The sequence below is a fragment of the Actinosynnema sp. NPDC050436 genome, assembly GCF_040655415.1.
In the GTDB taxonomy this organism is placed as follows: domain Bacteria; phylum Actinomycetota; class Actinomycetes; order Mycobacteriales; family Pseudonocardiaceae; genus Actinosynnema.
In genome coordinates this window covers 593262-612623 of record NZ_JBFAJV010000003.1, presented here as the reverse complement: position 1 = coordinate 612623, position 19362 = coordinate 593262, and the positions used below count along the sequence as shown (strand labels likewise).

At 75.3% G+C, this 19362-nt stretch carries 14 protein-coding genes; 7 read left to right on the top strand and 7 right to left on the bottom strand.

The features are described from left to right. Positions 1 to 33: 33 nt before the first annotated feature. Together AB0I60_RS11365 and cydD are read right to left on the bottom strand one after the other, a co-directional pair. Positions 34 to 1158 (bottom strand): GAF domain-containing sensor histidine kinase, encoded by a 1125-nt coding sequence (locus AB0I60_RS11365; protein ID WP_360727914.1) that lies wholly within the window; start codon positions 1156 to 1158, stop codon positions 34 to 36. Beyond that, positions 1155 to 4502 carry a thiol reductant ABC exporter subunit CydD gene (gene cydD / locus AB0I60_RS11360; protein WP_360727911.1) on the bottom strand — a complete coding sequence of 1116 codons (3348 nt, stop codon included), beginning with the start codon at positions 4500 to 4502 and terminating at the stop codon, positions 1155 to 1157. The genes AB0I60_RS11365 and cydD overlap by 4 nt, the downstream gene beginning before the upstream one ends. A gap of 174 nt (positions 4503 to 4676) precedes the next feature. Here cydD and AB0I60_RS11355 point away from each other — a divergent pair, with 174 nt between their 5' ends. Then, positions 4677 to 5162, top strand: a complete 486-nt coding sequence (locus AB0I60_RS11355; protein ID WP_360727909.1) for a hypothetical protein — start codon at positions 4677 to 4679, stop codon at positions 5160 to 5162. On the opposite strand, the gene cydB is transcribed toward AB0I60_RS11355, so the two are convergent. Together cydB and AB0I60_RS11345 are read right to left on the bottom strand one after the other, a co-directional pair. After that, the gene (gene cydB / locus AB0I60_RS11350; protein ID WP_360727907.1) at positions 5159 to 6160 is read right to left on the bottom strand and encodes a cytochrome d ubiquinol oxidase subunit II; all 1002 of its coding nucleotides are present in this window, start codon (positions 6158 to 6160) and stop codon (positions 5159 to 5161) included. The two genes, AB0I60_RS11355 and cydB, sit on opposite strands and share 4 nt — an antisense overlap. A 9-nt stretch (positions 6161 to 6169) precedes the next feature. Then, positions 6170 to 7687: a cytochrome ubiquinol oxidase subunit I gene (locus AB0I60_RS11345; protein ID WP_360727904.1), complete on the bottom strand. Its 1518-nt coding sequence runs from the start codon at positions 7685 to 7687 to the stop codon at positions 6170 to 6172. Positions 7688 to 8170: 483 nt separating this feature from the next. Here AB0I60_RS11345 and AB0I60_RS11340 point away from each other — a divergent pair, with 483 nt between their 5' ends. Continuing rightward, positions 8171 to 8767 (top strand): TMEM165/GDT1 family protein, encoded by a 597-nt coding sequence (locus AB0I60_RS11340; protein ID WP_360727901.1) that lies wholly within the window; start codon positions 8171 to 8173, stop codon positions 8765 to 8767. Positions 8768 to 8846: 79 nt separating this feature from the next. On the opposite strand, the gene AB0I60_RS11335 is transcribed toward AB0I60_RS11340, so the two are convergent. Genes AB0I60_RS11335 through AB0I60_RS11325 form a run of 3 tightly spaced genes read right to left on the bottom strand, consistent with a single transcriptional unit; the run spans position 8847 to position 11569 of the window. Beyond that, positions 8847 to 9518: a helix-turn-helix domain-containing protein gene (locus tag AB0I60_RS11335; protein ID WP_360727900.1), complete on the bottom strand. Its 672-nt coding sequence runs from the start codon at positions 9516 to 9518 to the stop codon at positions 8847 to 8849. A 9-nt stretch (positions 9519 to 9527) separates the two neighbouring features. Continuing rightward, positions 9528 to 10706 carry a fumarylacetoacetate hydrolase family protein gene (locus AB0I60_RS11330; protein ID WP_360727896.1) on the bottom strand — a complete coding sequence of 393 codons (1179 nt, stop codon included), beginning with the start codon at positions 10704 to 10706 and terminating at the stop codon, positions 9528 to 9530. Beyond that, entirely contained in the window at positions 10703 to 11569 is an 867-nt protein-coding gene (locus AB0I60_RS11325; protein WP_360727894.1) for a hypothetical protein, read from the bottom strand. Before AB0I60_RS11325 ends, AB0I60_RS11330 begins: the two co-directional genes overlap by 4 nt. Positions 11570 to 11638: 69 nt before the next feature. Between AB0I60_RS11325 and AB0I60_RS11320 the strand changes: the two genes are divergently transcribed. Genes AB0I60_RS11320 through AB0I60_RS11300 form a run of 5 tightly spaced genes read left to right on the top strand, consistent with a single transcriptional unit; the run spans position 11639 to position 19270 of the window. Further along, a complete protein-coding gene (locus tag AB0I60_RS11320) occupies positions 11639 to 12817 on the top strand; it encodes a homogentisate 1,2-dioxygenase (protein ID WP_360727891.1) in 1179 nt (392 codons plus the stop codon). A 39-nt stretch (positions 12818 to 12856) separates the two neighbouring features. Beyond that, the gene (locus tag AB0I60_RS11315; protein WP_360727889.1) at positions 12857 to 14260 is read left to right on the top strand and encodes an SWIM zinc finger family protein; all 1404 of its coding nucleotides are present in this window, start codon (positions 12857 to 12859) and stop codon (positions 14258 to 14260) included. Then, positions 14257 to 15861 carry a DUF5691 domain-containing protein gene (locus AB0I60_RS11310; RefSeq protein ID WP_360727886.1) on the top strand — a complete coding sequence of 535 codons (1605 nt, stop codon included), beginning with the start codon at positions 14257 to 14259 and terminating at the stop codon, positions 15859 to 15861. The genes AB0I60_RS11315 and AB0I60_RS11310 overlap by 4 nt, the downstream gene beginning before the upstream one ends. Beyond that, positions 15858 to 16940, top strand: a complete 1083-nt coding sequence (locus AB0I60_RS11305) for an AAA family ATPase (RefSeq protein ID WP_360727883.1) — start codon at positions 15858 to 15860, stop codon at positions 16938 to 16940. Before AB0I60_RS11310 ends, AB0I60_RS11305 begins: the two co-directional genes overlap by 4 nt. Continuing rightward, positions 16940 to 19270, top strand: a complete 2331-nt coding sequence (locus AB0I60_RS11300) for a DUF5682 family protein (RefSeq protein ID WP_360727880.1) — start codon at positions 16940 to 16942, stop codon at positions 19268 to 19270. The genes AB0I60_RS11305 and AB0I60_RS11300 overlap by 1 nt, the downstream gene beginning before the upstream one ends. The last annotated feature ends 92 nt before the right edge of the window (positions 19271 to 19362 follow it).

Sequence of the window (19362 nt, the reverse complement as noted above, 5' to 3'; positions counted from 1 at the left end):
CCGGGCGCGCGGGCGGGCAGGCGCGCGGTCGGGTCAGGGGTGGGACAGGGGGACGTGCCAGGTGATGGTGGTGCCGGTGCGCGGTGAGGACGAGACCTCGCAGCCGCCGCCCGCCGCCAGGGCGCGTTCTTCCAGGTGGCGCAGGCCGCGCCGGGCCACGCCGCGCGGGATGCCGCAGCCGTCGTCGGCCACTTCGAGCACCAGCCGCGCGTCGGTCCTGGCGAGCCCGATCTGGACGGTGCTCGCGCCGGAGTGCCGCACCACGTTGGACAGCGCCTCGCGCAGCGCCGCGCGCGCGTGGTCGGCGAGGTCGGGTGGCACCTGGCCGAGTTCGCCGTCGATCCGGACCTCGGGCTCGAACCCGAGCAGCTCGCCCGCCGTGTGGGCTTCGGCGAGCACGGAGCCGCGCAGGTCGGCGTCGCCGGGGCGGCCGGGGTCGGCGCTGCGCAGGGCGCGCACGGTGGCGCGCACCTCGGCCATGGTCTGGTCGAGCTGGTCCACGCAGTCGGCGAGCCGCCGGGCCTCGCGGCCGTCGAGCTTGAGCCGCCGGTCCAGCAGGTCGAGCTGCACGCCGGTCGCGTACAGCCGCTGGATGATCACGTCGTGCAGGTCGCGCGCGATCCGCTCGCGCTCCTGGTAGACGGCCACCCGCTGGCGCGCGGTGAAGCCCTCGGCGAGCACCACGGCCAGGCCGGCCTGGGCGGCGAACGCGGTGAGCACGTCGACCGTGTCGGTGCTGAACGGCGCGGCGCCCTTGCGCCGGTAGACGGCCAGCGCGCCGATCCGGCGTTCCTTGGTGCCGAACGGCGCGACCGCGAAGGGGCCGTAGCCGCGCAGCGACTTCGGCACGAACGGCGCGGTGCGAGGGTCGGTGGTGAAGTCGTCGGAGACGACGGGGACGCCGGTCCGCGCGGCGCGCGCGGCGGAGGAGCGGTCGGACAGGACGATGCCGACCGGGTCGTCCACGCCGGAGGACGCCTCGACGGTGAGCGTCCCGTCGTCGCCGGTGACCATGGCCAGGCCGAGGTCGGCCTCGGCCAGCTCGACCGCGCGCCGCACGACGAGCGGCAGCACGGCGTCCGGGTCGTCGCCGGCCAGGGCGGCGGTGGTGATCTCGGTCGACGCGGCGAGCACCAGGGCGGGGTCCACGGCTGTCAACGGTAGGCCCCGGCCCCGACGCGCCCCCGGGACACCTCCAGCACCAGGTCCGCGCGGGCCGCTTCGTCGGGCCGGTGGGTGATGTGCAGGACGGTGCGGTCCAGGCCGTCGACCAGGTCGAGCAGGTCGCGGGCAGAGGTCTCGTCGAGGTGCGCGGTGGGTTCGTCGAGCAGCAGGACGTCGGTGTCGAACAGCAGCGCCCGCGCCAGCGCGACCCGCTGGGCCTCGCCGCCGGAGAGCAGCGTCGGGCCGATCTCGGTGTCGAGGCCGATCCGCAGGCCGACCCGGGCGAGCACGTCGCGCAGCTCGTCGTCGGACGCCCCCGGGTCGCCGATGCGCAGGTTGTCGCGCAGGGACGTGGTCACCAGCATCGGTTCCTGCGGGCACCACGCGACCCGCTCGGGCCGGCGCACGACGCCGGCGGAGGCGTCCACGAAGCCGAGCAGCAGCGCGAACAGCGTCGACTTGCCTGCGCCGGACGCGCCCACGACGGCCACCTTGGCCCCGCGCGGGATGCGGCAGCTCACGTCCTCCAGCACGGGCGCGTCCGCTCCCGGCCACCCGACCGTGACGTGCTCAAGCTCGATGACGTCACCCGACCCACCGTCAACCGGCCCACCGTCGACCGGCCCGCCGACCGGTTCGTCGGCCTGCGGGTCGGCCCGCTGTGGCACCAGCGGGCCGACCCGCTCCGCAGCGGCCGGGACGTCCCCCACGTCCTCGGCGCGCGGACTTGTCGGTGGCACGTGCTTCGATGCGACCGGGGGGAGCTGCTCACGGTGTTCCACAATCGACCGATCCGATTGTTCGACAATCCTCCCGTATGCCTCGCGCAGCGGCCCCCAGTGCTGCGCCGCTGCGGGCAGCGCGCCCAGCGCTTCGGCGAGCGCGAGCGGCACCAACCCCAGCAGCGGGACGAGCAGCGGGTCCACGCCCGAGGCGAGCGCCGTGCACGCCACCACCGCGAGGCCCAGCGCCAGGTGCACGACCCCCGTCGCGGCACCCGCGCCAAACGCTTGCCGACGCGCCGACCTGGCCAGTTCGGCGTCGTGTGCGGCCAGTGCCGCCCGTGCCCTGCGGTCGGCGCCGAACGCGATCAGGTCGGGCGCGGCGGTCAGCAGGGTCAGCACGTCCTCCGACACCCGCCGCCGGCCGCGCGCCAGGACGGTGCTCGCCCGGCGTTCCGCGACGACCGCGACGACCGGCGCGAGGGTGCCGCCGACCACCAGCGCCACCGCCAACGCCACTCCGGCCCACGGCGAGATCAGGGCGAACAGCACCACGGCCGCCGCACCGACCCCGGCGGCCACCAGCGGCGGTTGCAGCACGCGGGGAACCAGGTCCCGCACCGTGTCGACGTCGTCCACCAGCCGGGTCAGCTCGGCGCGTCCGGGCCGCAGCCCGCGCCACAGCCGCACCCGCAGGTCTTCCGCGAACCGGAACGCAGCGTCGTGCGACACGAGCCGTTCCAGGTACCGCAGCACGCCCTTGGCCAGCGCGAACGTCCGAACCCCCACGACCAGCACCGACAGCGTGAGGATCGGCGGCTGGGTGGCGGCCTTGGCGATCAGGTACGCGGCCAGCGCGGTCAGGGCGACCCCACTGGCCGAGGCGGCGACCCCCAGCGCCGCCCCGGCCAGCACCCGGGCGGTCGGCCGGGGCGTCCGACGAACGGACGTCCCTCCGACCCCACGGCTCCCCCGAACCGCGGCCACGGGCGTGTGGGACTGCTCGACGACCCGGTGGGTGGCCAGCAGGACGGCCGCGCCGCGGTCGGCGGCCCGCTGTACGGCGGCCATGACCTGGGCGGCGGTCGCCGGGTCGAGGTGCGCGGTCGGCTCGTCCAGCAGCAGCACGGTCGCGCCGTCGGCCACGCGGGTCAACGCGCGGGCGAGGGCGACCCGGTGCCGCTCCCCCGTTGACAGCTCGGCGACCGGCCGGTCCACCAGGTGGTCAGCGGCGACCTCGGCGAGCACGCCGACGTCGACCCGGCCGGTGGTCAGCTCCAGCTCGTCGGCGACGGTCCGGCCGGCGAAGGCGGGCCGCTGCGGCACCCACGCGATCGCGTCGCGGTCGACCAGCACCTCACCGCCGTCCGGCGGCACGAACCCGAGCAGCACGGAGAACAGCGTCGACTTGCCCGCGCCGCTGGGCGCGTCCAGCCGGTGCACCTCGCCCGGCCGCACGGTCAGGCTCAGGCCGTCCGGCGCGAACCGGTCCCGCCGCCGCACCCGCAGGTTGCGCACCACGATCCCGCCGACCTGCCCGTCCACCGCAGCCGGACCGAGCGCGGGCGAACCGGGCGCGGAGGAGCCGGCCGACCTCGGCGACACCCGCGACGCGACGGTCAGCCGCCCCAGCCTGCGGGGGCCGGCCGGCGGGCGCGGGCCGGGCACCGGCACCTCGGCGACCCGCCGGACCGCCTCCACCCCGTCCTCCGACGCGTGGTGGGCGGCACCGGCCGCGCGCAGCGGCAGGTAGCACTCGGGCGCGAGGATCAGCACGACCAGGCCCGTCAGCAGGGTCAGCTCGCCGGACACCAGCCGCAACCCGATGCCGACCGCGATCAGCGCGACCGACAGCGACGCGACGATCTCCAGCACCAGCGCCGACAGGAAAGCGACCCGCAACGTCCCCATGGTCGCCTTGCGGTAGCGCTCGCCGACCGCCCGCACGGCCGCCGCCTGCGACCGCGCCCGGCCGAACGCGCTGAGCACGGGCAGCGCCCGGACCAGTTCCGCGAGCCGGCCGGAGAGCCGTTCCAGCGCGGAGGCCGCCGCCGCGACCCGCGCCGAGGTGAACTTGCCGATCAGGATGGCGAAGACCGGGATCAGCGGGAGGGTCACCGCGATCAGCACGGCCGAGGTCGGGTCGGTCGCGAACACCCACGCGCCGACCAGCACCGGCACGACGGCGGTCGTCACCAGCGCGGGCAGGTAGCGGGTGAAGTAGGCGTCCAGGGCGTCCAGGCCCTTGGTGGCGAGCACGGCCAGTTCGGCCGGCCCCCGGGACACGATCCACGCCGGCCCCAGGCCGAGCGCCCGGTCCAGCACGGCCGCGCGCAACTCCTCCTTGGCGCCGGCGGCGGCGCGGGCCGCGACCGTCTCGGTCGCCCACGCCAGCCCGGCCCGCGTGCACACCGCGAAGCCCAGCGACCACAGCGACCCGCCCGCGACCAGCGCGGACGCCAGGGCAACGGCCTGCCACACCAGCGCGCCGGCCGACAACGCCGCCAACGCGCCGCACCAGGCCAACGCCCGGCGCGCGGACGGCGAAAGGGCCGGCAGCGCGCCGAGCGGACCCTTCCCCGGCTTCTTGGCGGAAGGGGCTCCGGGGACGTTCACGCAGACGACGCTAGTTGCCGCAGGTCGCACCCGCGCAGGTACGACGGTCCCGTCCGGCGCGGGACCTAGGTCCCGTCGGCCGCTGCGCCGTCCGGGCGCGACCCGGCAGCACACGAACCCGGCGGGTGCGGAATTCCGATCACCGACGGGGAGGTCGTTCCCTACCATCCCCGCATGGGCGACGGGGTGGTGGACGTGGTCGGTGTCGGTCGCGGGCCGAACATCGGGTGGCGGTTGGTCAGCCTCGCGTTCGCGCTGGCCGGCCCGATCACCGCCTGGTTCGGCTACGCGGAGGACGGGCTGTGGTCGGCGCAGATGGTCGTCGGCTCGGTGCTGGCGCTGCTGCTGACCCCGCTGGGCATCGGCGTGTGGCGCGGCACGACCAGGACCCGCCGGCGGCTGCTGCGGCTGGACGAGGTCGGCCTGCCCGCCACCGCCGAGATCCTGAGCGCGCGCGGCGACGGCGGCGAGGTCGAGCACGTGGAGATGGTGCTGCTGATCAGCGGGCCGGACGTCCCGCCGTTCCGGGCCGAGTACAGGTGCGCGATGGACAGCGGCTTCCGGCGGGGGCGGCTGCTCACCGCCGTGGTCGACCCCGACGACGGGACGTTCCTGATCCGCGAGGTGGAGGACGGCAACTGGGTGCCGCCCACCGACTAGGGCACGTGCACCTTCGGGATGTGCCGGGTGCCGATCCGCTTGCGGAACACCCAGTACGTCCACCCCTGGTAGACCAGCACGGCCGGTGTCCCGAACGCGGCCACCCACGTCATCACGGTCAACGTGTACGGGCTCGACGCCGTGTTCCCCACCGTCAGCGAGAACGCCGGGTCCAGAGTGGACGGCAGGACGTTCGGGTACAGCGCGCCGAACAGCGCCACCACCGCCGCCGCCACCGCGACGCCCATCAGCGCGAACGCCTGGCCCTCGCGCCGCAGCGCCAGCCTGGCCAACGCGCCGAACGCCGCCAGCGCCACCACGATCGCCGCCGCGTAGGTGCCGACCGAGCCGAACCGGATCTGCACCACCAGCAGCAGGACCACCAGCGGCAGCAGCGCGACCGGGGCGACCTTGAGCGCGATCGACCGGGCCCGCTCGCGCACCTCGCCCTCGGTCTTGAGCGACAGGAACACCGCGCCGTGCACCAGGGCGTAGCCGGCGACGGCGAGCGCGCCCAGCAGGGTCTCCCAGGTGATGGCGGCGAACGGCGACCCGACGCGGTCGCCGGCGGCGTCCAGCGGCAGGCCGAAGACGGTGGCGGTGAGCACCAGGCCGACGCCCAGCGCGGCCACCCACGACCCCGTGAAGATCACCACGTCCCAGACCCGCCGCCACCGCGCCGAGTCGACCTTGCCCCGGTACTCGAACGCCACGCCGCGCCCGATCAGCGCCAGCAGGAACAGCACCAGCGGGATGTAGGTCGCGCTGAACAGCGACGCGTACCAGCCGGGGAACGCGGCGAACGTCGCACCGCCCGCGACGAGCAGCCAGACCTCGTTCCCGTCCCACACCGGGCCGATGGTGTTGATCAGCACGCGCCGCTCGGTCTCGTCGCGGCCGAGCACCGGCAGCAGCATCCCGACGCCGAAGTCGAAGCCCTCCAGGAACAGGTAGCCCAGCCACAGCAGGGCGATCACGCAGAACCAGAACGTCTCCACGGCTCCCCCTCAGTACGCGAACGACAGCACGCCGTCGTCGCTCTTCTTGTCCGCCCCGCCGGTCCCGCCACCGGGTCCGTCGTCGGGTCCGTCGTCGGGTCCGTCGCCCGGCAGCACGCCCGCGACGCCGCCGCGCACGTACCTGCGGATCAGGAACACCTCGACGCACGCCAGCACGCCGTACACGGTCGTCAGGGCGATCAGCGAGGTCAGCACCTCGCCGACGGTCGAGTTCGAGACGGCTCGGGCGGTGAACATCCACACCCCGTCCACCCCGGTCGGGTTGGGTACCACCACGAACGGCTGGCGGCCCATCTCGGTGAAGATCCAGCCGAAGCTGTTGCCCAGGAACGGGGTGGCGATGCTGCCCAGCGCCAGCCACCGGAACCACCGCGCGCCCGGCACCGGCCGGCCGCGCCGGATCAGCCACAGCACCAGCAGCCCGGTCGCCGCCGAGATCGCGCCGAAGCCGATCATCAGGCGGAAGCCCCAGTAGGTGACGACGAGGTCGGGCACGTAGTCGATCGGCTGCCCCGACAGCTCGCCCAGCCGGTCGTCCACCGGGTAGTTCGCGCCGTACTTCTCCTGGTACAGCGGCACCAGGTCCTCGATGCCCTTCACCTCGGTGGTGAAGTCGTTGTGCGCCAGGAACGACAGCAGCGCGGGCACGGTCACGCTCTTGACGTTCTCGCAGTCCGGCCGGGTCACGTCGCCGATGGCGAACACCGAGAACGACGCGGGCGACTCGGTGTGGCACAGGGCCTCGGCGGCGGCCATCTTCATCGGCTGCTGCTCGAACATCAGCTTGCCCTGGAAGTCGCCGGTGATCGCCAGCCCGGCGAACGCCACCACGCCGACCCACGTGCCGAGCTTCACCGACGACCGCCACACCGGCTCGTCGGCCGACCTGCGCCACAGGTGCCACGCGGCGATGCCGACCAGGAACGCGGCGGCCACCGCGAACGCGCCGAAGATGGTGTGCGGGAAGGCGGCGAGCACGGTGTTGTTGCCCAGCACCGCCCAGATCGACGTCAGCCGCGCCCGCCCGTCGACCAGCTCCGCGCCCACCGGGTGCTGCATCCACGAGTTCGCGGCCAGGATGAAGTACGCCGACGCGATGGTGGCCAGCGAGAACGCCCACGCGCAGGCGAGGTGCACCTTGCGCGGCAACCGGTCCCAGCCGAAGATCCACAGGCCGAGGAAGGTCGACTCGACGAAGAACGCGACCAGGCCCTCCATCGCCAGCGGCGCACCGAACACGTCGCCGACGAACCGCGAGTAGGCGCTCCAGGTCATGCCGAACTGGAACTCCTGCACGATGCCGGTCACCACGCCCATGGCGAAGTTGATCAGCAGCAGCTTGCCCCAGAACTTGGTCATCGCCAGGTACTTGCGGTCACCCGTGCGCACCCAGGCCGTCTGCATCCCGGCGACCAGCAGCGACAGGCCGATCGTCAGCGGCACCATCAGGAAGTGGTAGACGGTGGTGATGCCGAACTGCCACCGCGCCAGGTCGAGAACGTCCACGCCACGACGGTAGGGCGGCGGCCGGCCCCCGCTCAGGTACGACGGTCCCGTGACGACCGGGACCAAGGTCCCCCGGCGGGTAGCACGGCGCAGGCACCGGCAGGGACCGGCGCGAGCGCAGCGGGGCGGCGTCGCGGACGGCCGGCGGTGCGGACGACCGGCGGTGCGGCCGGCGGTGGAGACGGCCGGCGATGCGGTCAGCGGTGCGGCCGGCGGTGGAGACGGCAGGCGGTGCGGTCGGCGTCACGTCGAACCCCGGGTGCGCGTCGACTACCATGGGTGGTGCCAGAGGGGAGTAGTTCCCGCGACCGCGTCTGTGCGAGCGGTCCGGCGAGGTGATCGACATACTGATCCGCCTTCGAGCGGATCCGGTCCCTCACCCGTCTTCACGACGGGCGAACGAGACCTCCGGCCGGGCAGTGCACGACGCCCGGTCGGGGTCGTGCTGCCTCCGTCCGGGTTCCACCGGACGTGGAGGTACCCGTGGCACCGGAACTCATCGCGCTCGCTACGGCGTTCGGCGTCATCTTCCTCGCCGAACTGCCGGACAAGACGATGGTGGCCACCCTCGTCCTGACCACCCGGTACCGGGCCTGGCCCGTGTTCGTCGGGGTCACCGTCGCGTTCGCGGTCCAGTGCGTGGTGGCCGCGACGTTCGGCGGCGTGCTCACGCTGCTGCCCGACCGGCTGGTCGCCGGGGTGGTGGCGGCGCTGTTCGGCGTGGGCGCGTTCCTGCTGCTCAAGGAGAGCTTCGGCGGTGGCGACGAGGAGGAGTCGGAATCGGCGGGGAGCGGCGCGGTGTCGTTCCGGCGGGCGGCGCTGACGTCGTTCGGGGTGCTGTTCGCGGCCGAGTGGGGTGACGCCTCGCAGCTCGCCACGGCGGCCCTGTCGGCCCGCTACGGCGCCCCGGTGTTCGTCGGCGTCGGCTCGTTCCTGGCGCTGGTCGTGGTCGCCGGGATCGCGGTCCTGGTGGGCCGCAAGATCGCCGGCCGCATCCCCACCCACCTGATCCAGGGGGTCAGCGGGACCATCTTCGCGGTGTTCGCCGTGGTCGCGGCGTGGCAGGCGATCGCCGGCTGACCACCCGCGAGGCGGCGGGCACGCGCGGTCGACCGCACGGGCCGGCCGGTCCGGCGCGGCCGACCGGTCCGGACCGCGCCTACCGCAGGGCGTCGGCGACCTCCTGGGCCGCGCGCACGACCTGCGGGCCCACCAGGTCGCCGTCCAGCTTCTCCAGGGCCACCACGCCCACGCTGGCCCGCAGCCCGGGGACGCCCCGGACCGGGGCGGCCACCCCGAACGCGCCCGGCTGGAGCTCGCCGGTGGAGTGCACCCACTGGCGGCCCTCGACCGACAGGCCGATCGCCTTCCCGGCCGCGCCCCGGTGCACCGGGTGGCGCGAGCCGACCCGGTAGGCCACGTGGTACGCCGTCCAGGACGGCTCCACCACGGCGACCGCCTGGGCCTCGGTGCCGTCCGCGACGGTCAGGTGCGAGGTCGCGCCCACGTGCTCGGCCAGCGTCCGCAGGGCGGGCTGCGCGGCCAGCCGGAGCTGCGGCAGCACGTTGGACGCCAGCCGCAGCACGCCCAGGCCGAGCCGCACCTTCGAGCCCTCGCGCCGCACCAGCCCCCGGGACTGCAACGGCACCAGCAGGCGGTAGACCGCCGCCCGGGACGCGCCGATGGCGGCGGCCAGCTCGCTGATCGACGGGGCCTCCGACTCGGCGTCGGCCACCGCCTGGAGCAGGGCGAGGCCCCGCTCCAGGGTCAGGGAGCTCTCCTTGGACCCGGCGGGCACGGGCAGTCGGCCGCGCGGGTCGGGTCTGGCCACCGGTCGCCCCTACCTTTCCGCGTCGGCGGGCGCGATCGTGCCGACCACCTCGGCCAGGCCGACCAGCGAGCCGTGTTCGCCGGGGGCCGTCGCGGTGATCCGCACCGTGTCGCCGTCCTCCAGGAACGTCCGGCCGCCGTCGACGTCGACCTGTTCCTTCCCGCCCCAGCTCAGCTCCAGGAAGGAGCCGCGCTCGTCACGGGAGGGACCGGAGACGGTGCCCGACGCGATCAAGTCGCCCGGTCGAACGGTAGCGCCGTTCGCCGAGAGGTGCGCGAGCTGCTGCGCGAAGGTCCACGACATCTCGCGGAACGGCGGCTTGGCGACCAGCACCCCGTTCCACTCGACCTCGATCCGGACGTCCAGGCCCCACGGGCGCTCCTCGGCCAGGTAGGGCAGCACGTCGTTGCCCAGCGGCGGCGGTGTCACGCGGGCGACCGCGAACGCCTCCAGCGGCGTGATCCAGGCGGAGACGGACGTGGCGAACGACTTGCCCAGGAACGGCCCCAGCGGCTGGTACTCCCACGCCTGGATGTCGCGCGCGGACCAGTCGTTGACCAGGGCCACGCCGAACACGTGGTCGACGGCCTGGGACGGGGTCAGCCGCGACGCCACCGGACCGCCGCACACGAACCCGACCTCAGCCTCGATGTCGAGCCGCTGGGACGGCCCGAACACCGGTCCGTCGGGCGTCTTGCGCTGCCCGTGCGGCCGGACGACCGGGGTGCCGGAGACGACGACCGTCCCGGCCCGGCCGTGGTAGCCGATGGGGATGTGGGTCCAGTTGGGCAGCAGCGGCTCGCCGTCGGGCCGGAAGATCCGGCCGACGTTCTCGGCGTGGTGCCGCGACGAGTAGAAGTCGACGTAGTCCGCGACCTGGAACGGCAGCACCTCGCCGCCCAGGGCCGCCAGGACGGCCCCACGCGGCGCTGAGGACGCCGTGACGAGTTCCAGGAGCCGCGCCCGCAGTTCGCTCCACGCGGGCCGCCCTGCGGCCAGCAGGGGGTTCAGATCGCCTGCCGCCACGAGCGGGGCCAGCGCCCCGAAGTGGTCGGCGATGGGGCGCAGCGGCAACGCCCGGTCGCCCACGCGCACCGCGATGCCGTCGTCGCCCAGGACGCCGTAAGGGAGGGTCTGCGGCCCGAAGGGCGCGTCGGCGACGAAAGCCGGGTCTTCGATCCAGGTCACAGGAGGCCCAGTTCTTCGAGGTCGGTGATGGGCTCGTCCAGGGAGCACGAGCCGTAGGAGGCGAACACCCCGCGCACGGCGTGCGCGGCCTGGTCGGACAGCCCGTTGGCCTCGGCGGCCAGCGCTTCCTTGTCCGACGACGAGAGCGCGGCGCGCACGTCACCGCCCGAGAGGGCGCGCGCGGTGGCCACGAGGAGGTTCAGGAACCCGTGGTGGGTGAACCCGGTCTTCTCGTCGGTGTACCGGACGGCGTGGTGCAGCCCGGCGGTGGCCTTGAACGCGACACCGCCCGCCGAGACCACCGACAGGAAGTCGGCGACCTCGTCCACGCTGGGGAAGTTCTCCCGGGAGAGACCTCCGCAGCGCAGCTTGGGCCAGCTGCCGTGCTCGATGACGCGGCGCACGCCGTCGAGCCACTCGGGGGCGCCCCGGCGGGGCTCCACGACGCGGATGACGTCCTCGGGCACGAACTCGGAGACGCGTTCGAGCCACACCTCGTCGACGTCGGACGGGGCGGGCATCTCGACCATGCGCAGCGCGAGCAGCTCGCTGCGCGACTCCACGATCGACACCGCCTTGGGCACACCGCCCAACCCGGTGTCGATGATGAGGGACAGGGCGATGGGCTTCACCGGCTTGACCTTGATCAGCTCGGTGATCAGCTCGGCCAGACGTGACGCGGGACACAGGAACAGGCCCACCGCGCCGGCCCACTCGCCGACCCGCGCGTCGAGGTGGCCGCGGACGGCGTCGGGCATGGTCGCGTTGCCCGGCGGGAACAGCGCGGCGTCGTCGACGAGCCGCGCGAGCAGGGGCGGAGTGCCGCGTGGACCGGGCGCACGGAGTTCGAAGGCGCTTGACACGGCTGACACGCTAGTGGCGTACCGGTCAATGAACAAAGATGTCCGACTATCGAACGCCCGGAGTGAACGATGGCGTACTACCGCCAGGTGGGTGAGATCCCCCGAAAGCGCCACACGCAGTTCCGCACACCGGAAGGCGGGCTGTACGCGGAAGAGCTGATGGGGGTCGAGGGCTTCTCGGCCGATTCGGCCCTGCTCTACCACCGCCACCTGCCGACCGCGATCGTGAACGCGGAAACCGTCGACACCGCCTCGGCCGGCCCGCTGACGCCGAACCTCCCGCTCAAGCCGCGCGCCTTCAAGACGCAGGATCTGACCTGGTCGGGCGAGGTGGACGCGGTCACCGGCCGGCGCCGCCTGTTCGGCAACGCGGACGTGACGATCGGCTTCGTCGCCGCGAACGCCCCGAGCCCGCTGTACCGCAACGCGGCCGGCGACGAGCTGCTCTACGTCCAGTCCGGCGACGGTGTCGTGGAGACGATCTACGGCGCGCTGACCGTCGGCGAGGGCGATTACGTTGTGTTGCCGACGTCGTGCACCTACCGCGTCGTGCCCGCCAACCCGATGAACATCCTCGTGTTGGAGGCCACCGGTCACATCGGACCGCCGAAGCGCTACCTGTCGGCCAAGGGCCAGTTCCTGGAGCACTCGCCGTACTGCGAGCGGGACATCCGGGGCCCGGTCGAGCCGCTGCTCGTCGACGGCGAGGACGTCGAGGTGCTCGTGCGCCATCGCGCGGGCCTGACCCGCTTTACCTACGCCAACCACCCGTTCGACGTCGTCGGCTGGGACGGCTGCCTGTACCCGTGGGTGTTCCACATCCGCGACTTCGAGCCGATCACCGGCCGCGTGCACCAGCCGCCGCCCGTGCACCAGACGTTCGAAGGCCCGAACTTCGTGGTGTGCTCGTTCATGCCGCGCAAGGTCGACTACCACCCGCTCGCGGTGCCCGTGCCGTACAACCACGCGAACGTCGACTCCGACGAGCTGATGTTCTACGTCGGCGGCAACTACGAGGCCCGCAAGGGGTCCGGCATCGGCATCGGCTCGCTGTCGCTGCACCCGTCGGGCTGCACGCACGGCCCGCAGCCTGGTGCGGTGGAGGCGTCGCTGGGCGCGGAGTTCTTCGACGAGACGGCCGTCATGGTCGACACGTTCCGCCCGCTCGAACTCGGCGAGGCGGCGCTGGCGTCCGAGGACCCCGGCTACGCCTGGACGTGGGCGAGGAGGGGCCCCGACCAGGGGTGATCGTCTTCTTGTCGGTGGTCGCCGCTACCTTCGGCGGTCATGGACGCACAAGCGGTTCTGGCCCAGGCACCCGACGGCCGGGTGGCGAGCAGCGCCACCCGGCTGGCCGGGTCCTCGGGCTGGTCCGGGTCGGGCCGCAGCGCCGAGGCGCTCTGGGGCCTGTGCCGGGGCAGCGGCCAGGCCCCGTACCGGGTGTGCGTCGCCCTGCCCGACCGGGCCGCCAAGTGCTCGTGCCCGTCCCGCAAGTTCCCCTGCAAGCACGGCCTGGCGCTGCAACTGCTCGACGTGCGCGACCCGCTGCCGGCGGGTGACGCGCCGGACTGGGTCGTGGAGTGGCTCGACCGGCGGCGGCAGGCGGCGCAGCGGGCCTCGGCGCCGCCGGACACCTCGCCGGAGGCCGAGCAGCGCCGGGCCCGCGCCAAGGAGAAGACCGCGCGCAACCGGGTCGAGGCGGTGCGCGGCGGCGTCGCCGGGCTCGCGGACTGGCTGGCCGACGTGGCGGGCGCGGGCGTGGCCGGCCTGCCCGCGCGGGACGCGGCGTGGTGGCACGCGATCGGCGCGCGGATGGTCGACGCGCAGGCCAAGGGCCTGGCCTCGGCGCTGGAAGAGCTGCGGTCGGCGGTCGCGGCGGGCGGCCCGACGTGGGCGCACGAGGCGGCGGACCGGCTGGGCGGCCTGCACCTGCTGGTGCGGCTGGCCGGCGCGGACGGCGTGCTCGCCGACGCGGACGGTGCGGCCGGCGTGCCCGGTGGGGCCGGCGGTGCAGTCGGTGGTGTGGCCGGTGTGCCCGGTGCCGTGGGCGGCAGCGGTGGGGCGGGTGGTGGGGTGGACGTTGCCGTGGTGCGCCGCCGGCTGGGGTTCTCGGTCACCGAGGAGGAGGTGCGGGCCGGCGGGTCGTGGTCGGGCTGCTGGCTGCCGCTGCTGAAGCTGGAGACCGACGACGACCTGGTGCGGACCGTCCGGCAATGGGTGTGGGGCCCCGAGCACGGCTGGGTGGTCGCCGTCCGGCACGCGGGCGGCGGCGCGCGCCCCCTCCCGCCCTTCGCGCACGGCGTCGGGGTGCGCGCGGTGCTGCACCCGTACCCGGGCGCGGGGTCGCGGAGGGTCGCGGTAGGCGACGTGGTGGCCGAGGAGCCCGTCGCGCCGCCGCCGGCACCGCCTGGGTGGCGGGAGGCGCTGGTGGGCCTGGCGGAGGACCTGGCGGCCGACCCGTGGCTGCGGCTGCACCCGCTGGGCTGCGCCGGGGTCCGGGTGACGGCGGACACCGCGCACCTGCTCGACGCGACCGGCCGGGGCCTGCCGGTGCGCGACGACCTGGCGCTGGACCAGGCGATCGCCCTGACGGCGGGCGGCCCGTTCGACGCGTGGGGCCTGTGGAACGGCCGTGAGCTGCGCCTGGGCGCGATCGCCGAGCCCGGCCGCGCGCCGGAGGTCGTCGGGTGAGCGTGCGGGCGGAGTGGGAGGACGCGGTGCAGGCGCTGCTGGTCGGCGCGCACCGGGCCGGGGTGGAGCCGGGTGAGCTGCTGGACCGCTGCGCCGCGCTGGGGGTGGCCGCGCACGCCGCCCGGCTGCCCGCCGTGCTCGACGGTCCCGCGCTGCTCGCCGGGCCCGGAGGGCTCGACAGGGCCACCGGGCCGGACGAACCCGCTGGGCACAAGCCCACCGGGCACGAACCCACCGGGCCGGACGAACCCACCGGGCACGACGAGCCCGCCGTGCTCGACAGGGCCGCCGGGAACGACAGGGCCGCCGGGCCGGACGGGACAGCGACGGGCGTCGCGCCCGCGCCGGCCGACCGGGTGGCGGAGGGGCCCGCGCGGTCCGTGCTGGCGCAGGTGCTCGCGCTGGACGACCAGATCCTGCTCACCGAGTGGTGCGGCCTGGCCTCGGCGCGCGGGGTGGTCGCGCACCCGCGCGAGCTGCCCGCCCTGCTCGGCCTGGGCACCGGCCACCCCGGGCTGCGCCAGGCGGTCGGCAAGGTGCTGGGCGCGCGCGGCCGGTGGTTGGCCACCGTGCGGCCGGCCTGGGTGTGGGCGGTGGACGGGTCGACCGAGGAGGTCGACCTGGAGGCCGCGCTGGACCTGCCCGGCACCGCGCGGACGGCGGCGCTGCGCCGGGCCCGCGCCGCCGACCCGGCCGGCACCCGGGAGTTCCTGGCCGGGCGGTTCACCGCGCAGCGCCGGGCGACCGACCGGCAGGCGCTGGTCGCCGCGCTGGAGACGGGGCTGTCGGCGGCCGACGAACCGCTGCTGGAGCTGGCCCTGGACGACCGGGCGATCGGCGTGCACGACGAGGCGCTGCGGCTGCTGCGCGGGCTGCCCGGGTCCGCGCTCGCCGACCGGGCCGCCGAGCGGCTGCACCGGGGCCTGTGGCTGACCTCGGACGGGTTCGACGTGCAGAGCGACGAGCTGTGGACCGAACCGGAACCGGGGCCGGAGGAGGCCCGCGACCTGCTGCGGGACGGTTCGGAGTCGGGCGTGGCCGGTCGGCTGCGGGGCGCGGCGGCGAGCGTGCCGCCGGGCCACTGGACGAGCCGGCTGCGCACCGACGACGCGGGCGCGGCCGGCGAGCTGGAGCGCGGCCCGTGGGCGTCGGCGCTGCTGCGCGGCGTGGCCCAGCGGTTGCGGCTGGCCGTGGAAGCCGGGCCGTGGGCGGTCGCCGCGACCCGGACGCTGACCGGCATGGAGCAGCTGGAGATGCTGGCGACGCTGCCCGCCGAGCTGGCCGCGCGCACCATCGCCGAGGTGTCCCGCAAGTGGAACTACGACCTGCTCGACCACGCCTGCTCGCAACTGCCCGCGCCGTGGTCGCCGGCCGCGACCGAGGACCTGCTGGCCCGCTACGCCGAGATGCGCGACCCGCGCTGGCGGGCGGGCCGGCCGCCGGCGGTGCTGCTCACCCGGGGCGACGCCGAGGTGCTGGGCGCGCACTGGGCCCGGATCACCGAGCGGTGGCCGGAGCAGACCGCCGACCTCGACGTGCTCCGCCTGCGGATGCAGCTCCGCGACGCCTTCACCACCCGACCGGAAGGACCCCTGCCGTGACCACCGAGACCGTGCTGCGCCCGTCCGCGGAGCAGCAGTACGCCGCCGAGCTGGACGCCCTGGTCCGCGCGGACGACCGCCCGCGCCCGCCGCGCTGGCGCATGTCGCCGCAGGCCGTGGTCCGGTACGTGCTGGGCGGCACGTTGCCGGACGGCACGGTGGTCAGCCCCAAGTACGTGGGCGACCGCCGGCTGGTGGAGATCGCCGTCGGCACCCTGGTGACCGACCGCGCGCTGCTGCTGGTGGGCGTGCCGGGCACCGCGAAGTCGTGGCTGTCCGAGCACATCGCGGCGGCGGTGAGCGGCGACTCGACCAGGGTGGTGCAGGGCACGGCGGGCACCGGGGAGGACGCGGTCCGGTACGGCTGGAACTACGCCCGGCTGATCGCGGAGGGCCCGAGCGAGGCGGCGATCGTGCCCAGCCCGGTGATGTCGGCGATGCGCGAGGGCGCGGTGGCCCGGATCGAGGAGCTGACCCGGATGCCCGCCGAGGTGCAGGACTCGTTCATCACGATCCTGTCCGAGAAGTCGCTGCCGGTGCCGGAGCTGGGCCTCCAGGTGCGGGCGGTGCCCGGTTTCACGGTGATCGCCACCGCCAACGACCGCGACCGGGGCGTGAACCAGATGTCGTCGGCGCTGGCCCGCCGGTTCAACACGGTCGTGCTGCCCCCGCCCGCGACGGAGGACGACGAGGTGCGGATCGTCTCGGCCCGCGCCGCCCAGCTCGGCCGGGCGCTGGAGCTGCCCGCCGCACCGCCCGCCCTGGACGAGGTGCGCCGCGTGGTGCGGATCTTCCGCGAGCTGCGCGAGGGGTCCACAGTGGACGGTCGCACCCAGCTCAAGAAGCCCAGCGGCAGCCTGTCCACGGCCGAGGCGATCTCGGTCGTCACCAGCGGCATGGCGCTGGCCGGCCACTTCGGCGACGGCACGATCACCGCCGACGAGCTGGCGTCCGGCCTGCTGGGCGCGGTGGTGAAGGACCGCGTCTCGGACGCCGCCGCGTGGCAGGAGTACCTGGAGGCCGTGGTCAAGGAGCGCGCCGACTGGCGCGACCTCTACCGGGCGTGCCGGGAGCGCTGATGGCCAGGGACCTCCCGGCGCGGGTGACCCTGCTCGGCATCCGGCACCACGGGCCCGGCTCGGCCCGCATGGTCGAGTCGGCGCTGGACCGCGTGCGCCCGGAGCTGGTCCTGGTCGAGGGCCCGCCCGAGGGCGACGCGCTGCTGCGGCACCTGCCGGACCTGGTGCCGCCGGTCGCGCTGCTGCTGCACGACGAGTCCGAGCCGTCGAGGGCGGCGTTCTGGCCGTTCGCCGAGTTCTCCCCGGAGTGGCGGGCGCTGGTGTGGGCGCACCGCAACGGCGCGGAGGTGCGGTTCTTCGACCTGCCCGCCGCCGCGTCCCTGGCCGACGACCCCGCAGCCGCCGGGCCGCCGGGAGGCGGACCCGGTGAGCTGCCGCCGGACGCACCGCCGCCGGACGGGCTGCCTTGGGACGATCTGCCGCCCACCGGACTGCCGGCGGACGGGTTGTCGCCCACCGGACTGCCGGCGGGCGAGGTGCCGGGTGGGGTCTTCGAGCGGGAGCGGGCTCCGCTCGACCCGTTGGGCACGCTCGCGGCGGCGGCCGGGTTCGACGACCCCGAGCGGTGGTGGGAGGACGTGGTCGAGCACCACACCGACCCGGCGGACCTGGCCGAGGCGGTGGCGGAGGCGATGGGGGCGCTGCGCGAGGAGTTCGCCGACCAGGTCGACGCCCGGACGCTGCGCCGCGAGGCCGCCATGCGGCAGAACCTGCGCCGGGCGCTCAAGGACACCTCCGGAGCCGTCGCCGTCGTGTGCGGCGCGTGGCACGTCCCCGCGCTCACCGCGCTGCCGCCCGCCACCGCCGACGCCGCCGTCCTGAAGGGCCTGCCGCGCCGGAAGGTCTCCGGCACGTGGGTGCCGTGGAGCCACGGCAAGCTGGCGTCCGCGTCCGGCTACGGCGCGGGCGTCGACTCGCCGGGCTGGTACGCCCACCTGTGGGAGTGCGCCCCGAAGGGCGACGCGGTGGCGCGCTGGTTCTCGCGGGCGAGTGCCGTCCTGCGCGCCGAGGACCTGCCCGCGTCGACCGCGAGCGCGGTGGAGGCGGTCCGGCTGGCCGACGCCCTGGCCGCGATGCGCGGTCGCCCCTCCCCCGGCCTGTCCGAGGTGTTGGAGGCCGCGCGCGCCGTGCTCTGCCACGGCGACCAGGTGCCGCTGGACCTGGTGCACGCCCGGCTGGTGGTCGGCGAGCGCCTCGGCGAGGTCGGCGAGGACGTGCCCACGTCACCGCTCGCCGCCGACCTGAACCGGCTGGCCAAGCGGCTGCGGCTGCCGATGGCCGCGACCCCCAAGCACCTCCGCCTCGACCTGCGCAAGGACACCGACCGGGAGCGCTCGAAGCTGCTGCGCCGGCTGGAGGTCCTGGACGTCCCGTGGGGCACGCCCGACACCACCCGGACCCTCGGCACGTTCGCCGAGGCGTGGCAGGTGCACTGGAAGCCGGAGTTCGCGGTGGCCCTGGCCACCGCCGCCCGGCACGGCACCACCGTGGCGTCGGCGGCGCGGCAGGTGCTGGTCCGCCGCGCGGCCGACGCCACCCGGGTCGTGGACGCGGCCGACGCGCTGAACCGGGCCGTCGGCTGCGAGCTGGAGCAGGCGGTGACGGCCGCGCGCACCGCCCTGGACCGCTGCGCGGCGGCGGCGACCGACGCCCTGGAGCTGCTGGCGGCGCTGCCCGACCTCGCCACCACCGTCCGCTACGGCTCGGTCCGGGGCACCGACCCGGAACTGCTGCGCGTCGCCCTGCACGGCCTGCTGACCCGGGGCGCGGTGGGCCTGCCGCTCGCCTGCCGCTCCGTGGACGACGACACGGCGGAGCGCGCCGTGTCGGCCGTGGACGCGGCCGACGACGCGGTGCGGCTGGCCGCCGACGACGAGCACCGGGTGGGCTGGCGGCGGGCGCTGGAGGCGCTGGTGGGGATGCCCGACGCGCACGGCCTGCCCACTGGCCGGGCGACCAGGCTGCTGTGGGAGGCGGGCGCGCTCGACTCGGACGCGGTGGCCGCGCGGCTGCACCGCGCGGTGTCCCTGGCGGCCGGCGCGACGGCGTTCGTGGCGGGCTTCCTGCGCGGGTCGGCGGCCCTGCTGACCGCCGACCCGAGGCTGTTCGGCGTGGTGGACGGGTGGCTGTCCGGCCTGGCCGCCGCCGACTTCGAGGCCGCGCTGCCGCTGCTGCGCCGCGCCGTCGCGGAGTTCACGCCCGCAGAGCGCCGGATGCTGGGCGACCGCGTCAAGGGCACCACGACGACCGGCGACGACGCGGCGGACTGGGACGAGGAGCTGGCCGTCCGGCTCGCCGCGCACGTCCGCGCCCTGCTCGCCACCCGGTGACCGACGAGACCCCGCCGACCCGACGAGACCCGCTGACCCGACCAGACCCACCGACCTGACGAGACCCGACGAGACCGCGCCGACCGACCAGG

Coding starts and splice junctions, on each gene's coding strand:
- AB0I60_RS11355 (WP_360727909.1), top strand. CDS start 4,677: ATGGGCGACGGGGTGGTGGACGTGGTCGGTGTCGGTCGCGGGCCGAAC.
- AB0I60_RS11320 (WP_360727891.1), top strand. CDS start 11,639: ATGGCGTACTACCGCCAGGTGGGTGAGATCCCCCGAAAGCGCCACACG.
- AB0I60_RS11315 (WP_360727889.1), top strand. CDS start 12,857: ATGGACGCACAAGCGGTTCTGGCCCAGGCACCCGACGGCCGGGTGGCG.
- AB0I60_RS11300 (WP_360727880.1), top strand. CDS start 16,940: ATGGCCAGGGACCTCCCGGCGCGGGTGACCCTGCTCGGCATCCGGCAC.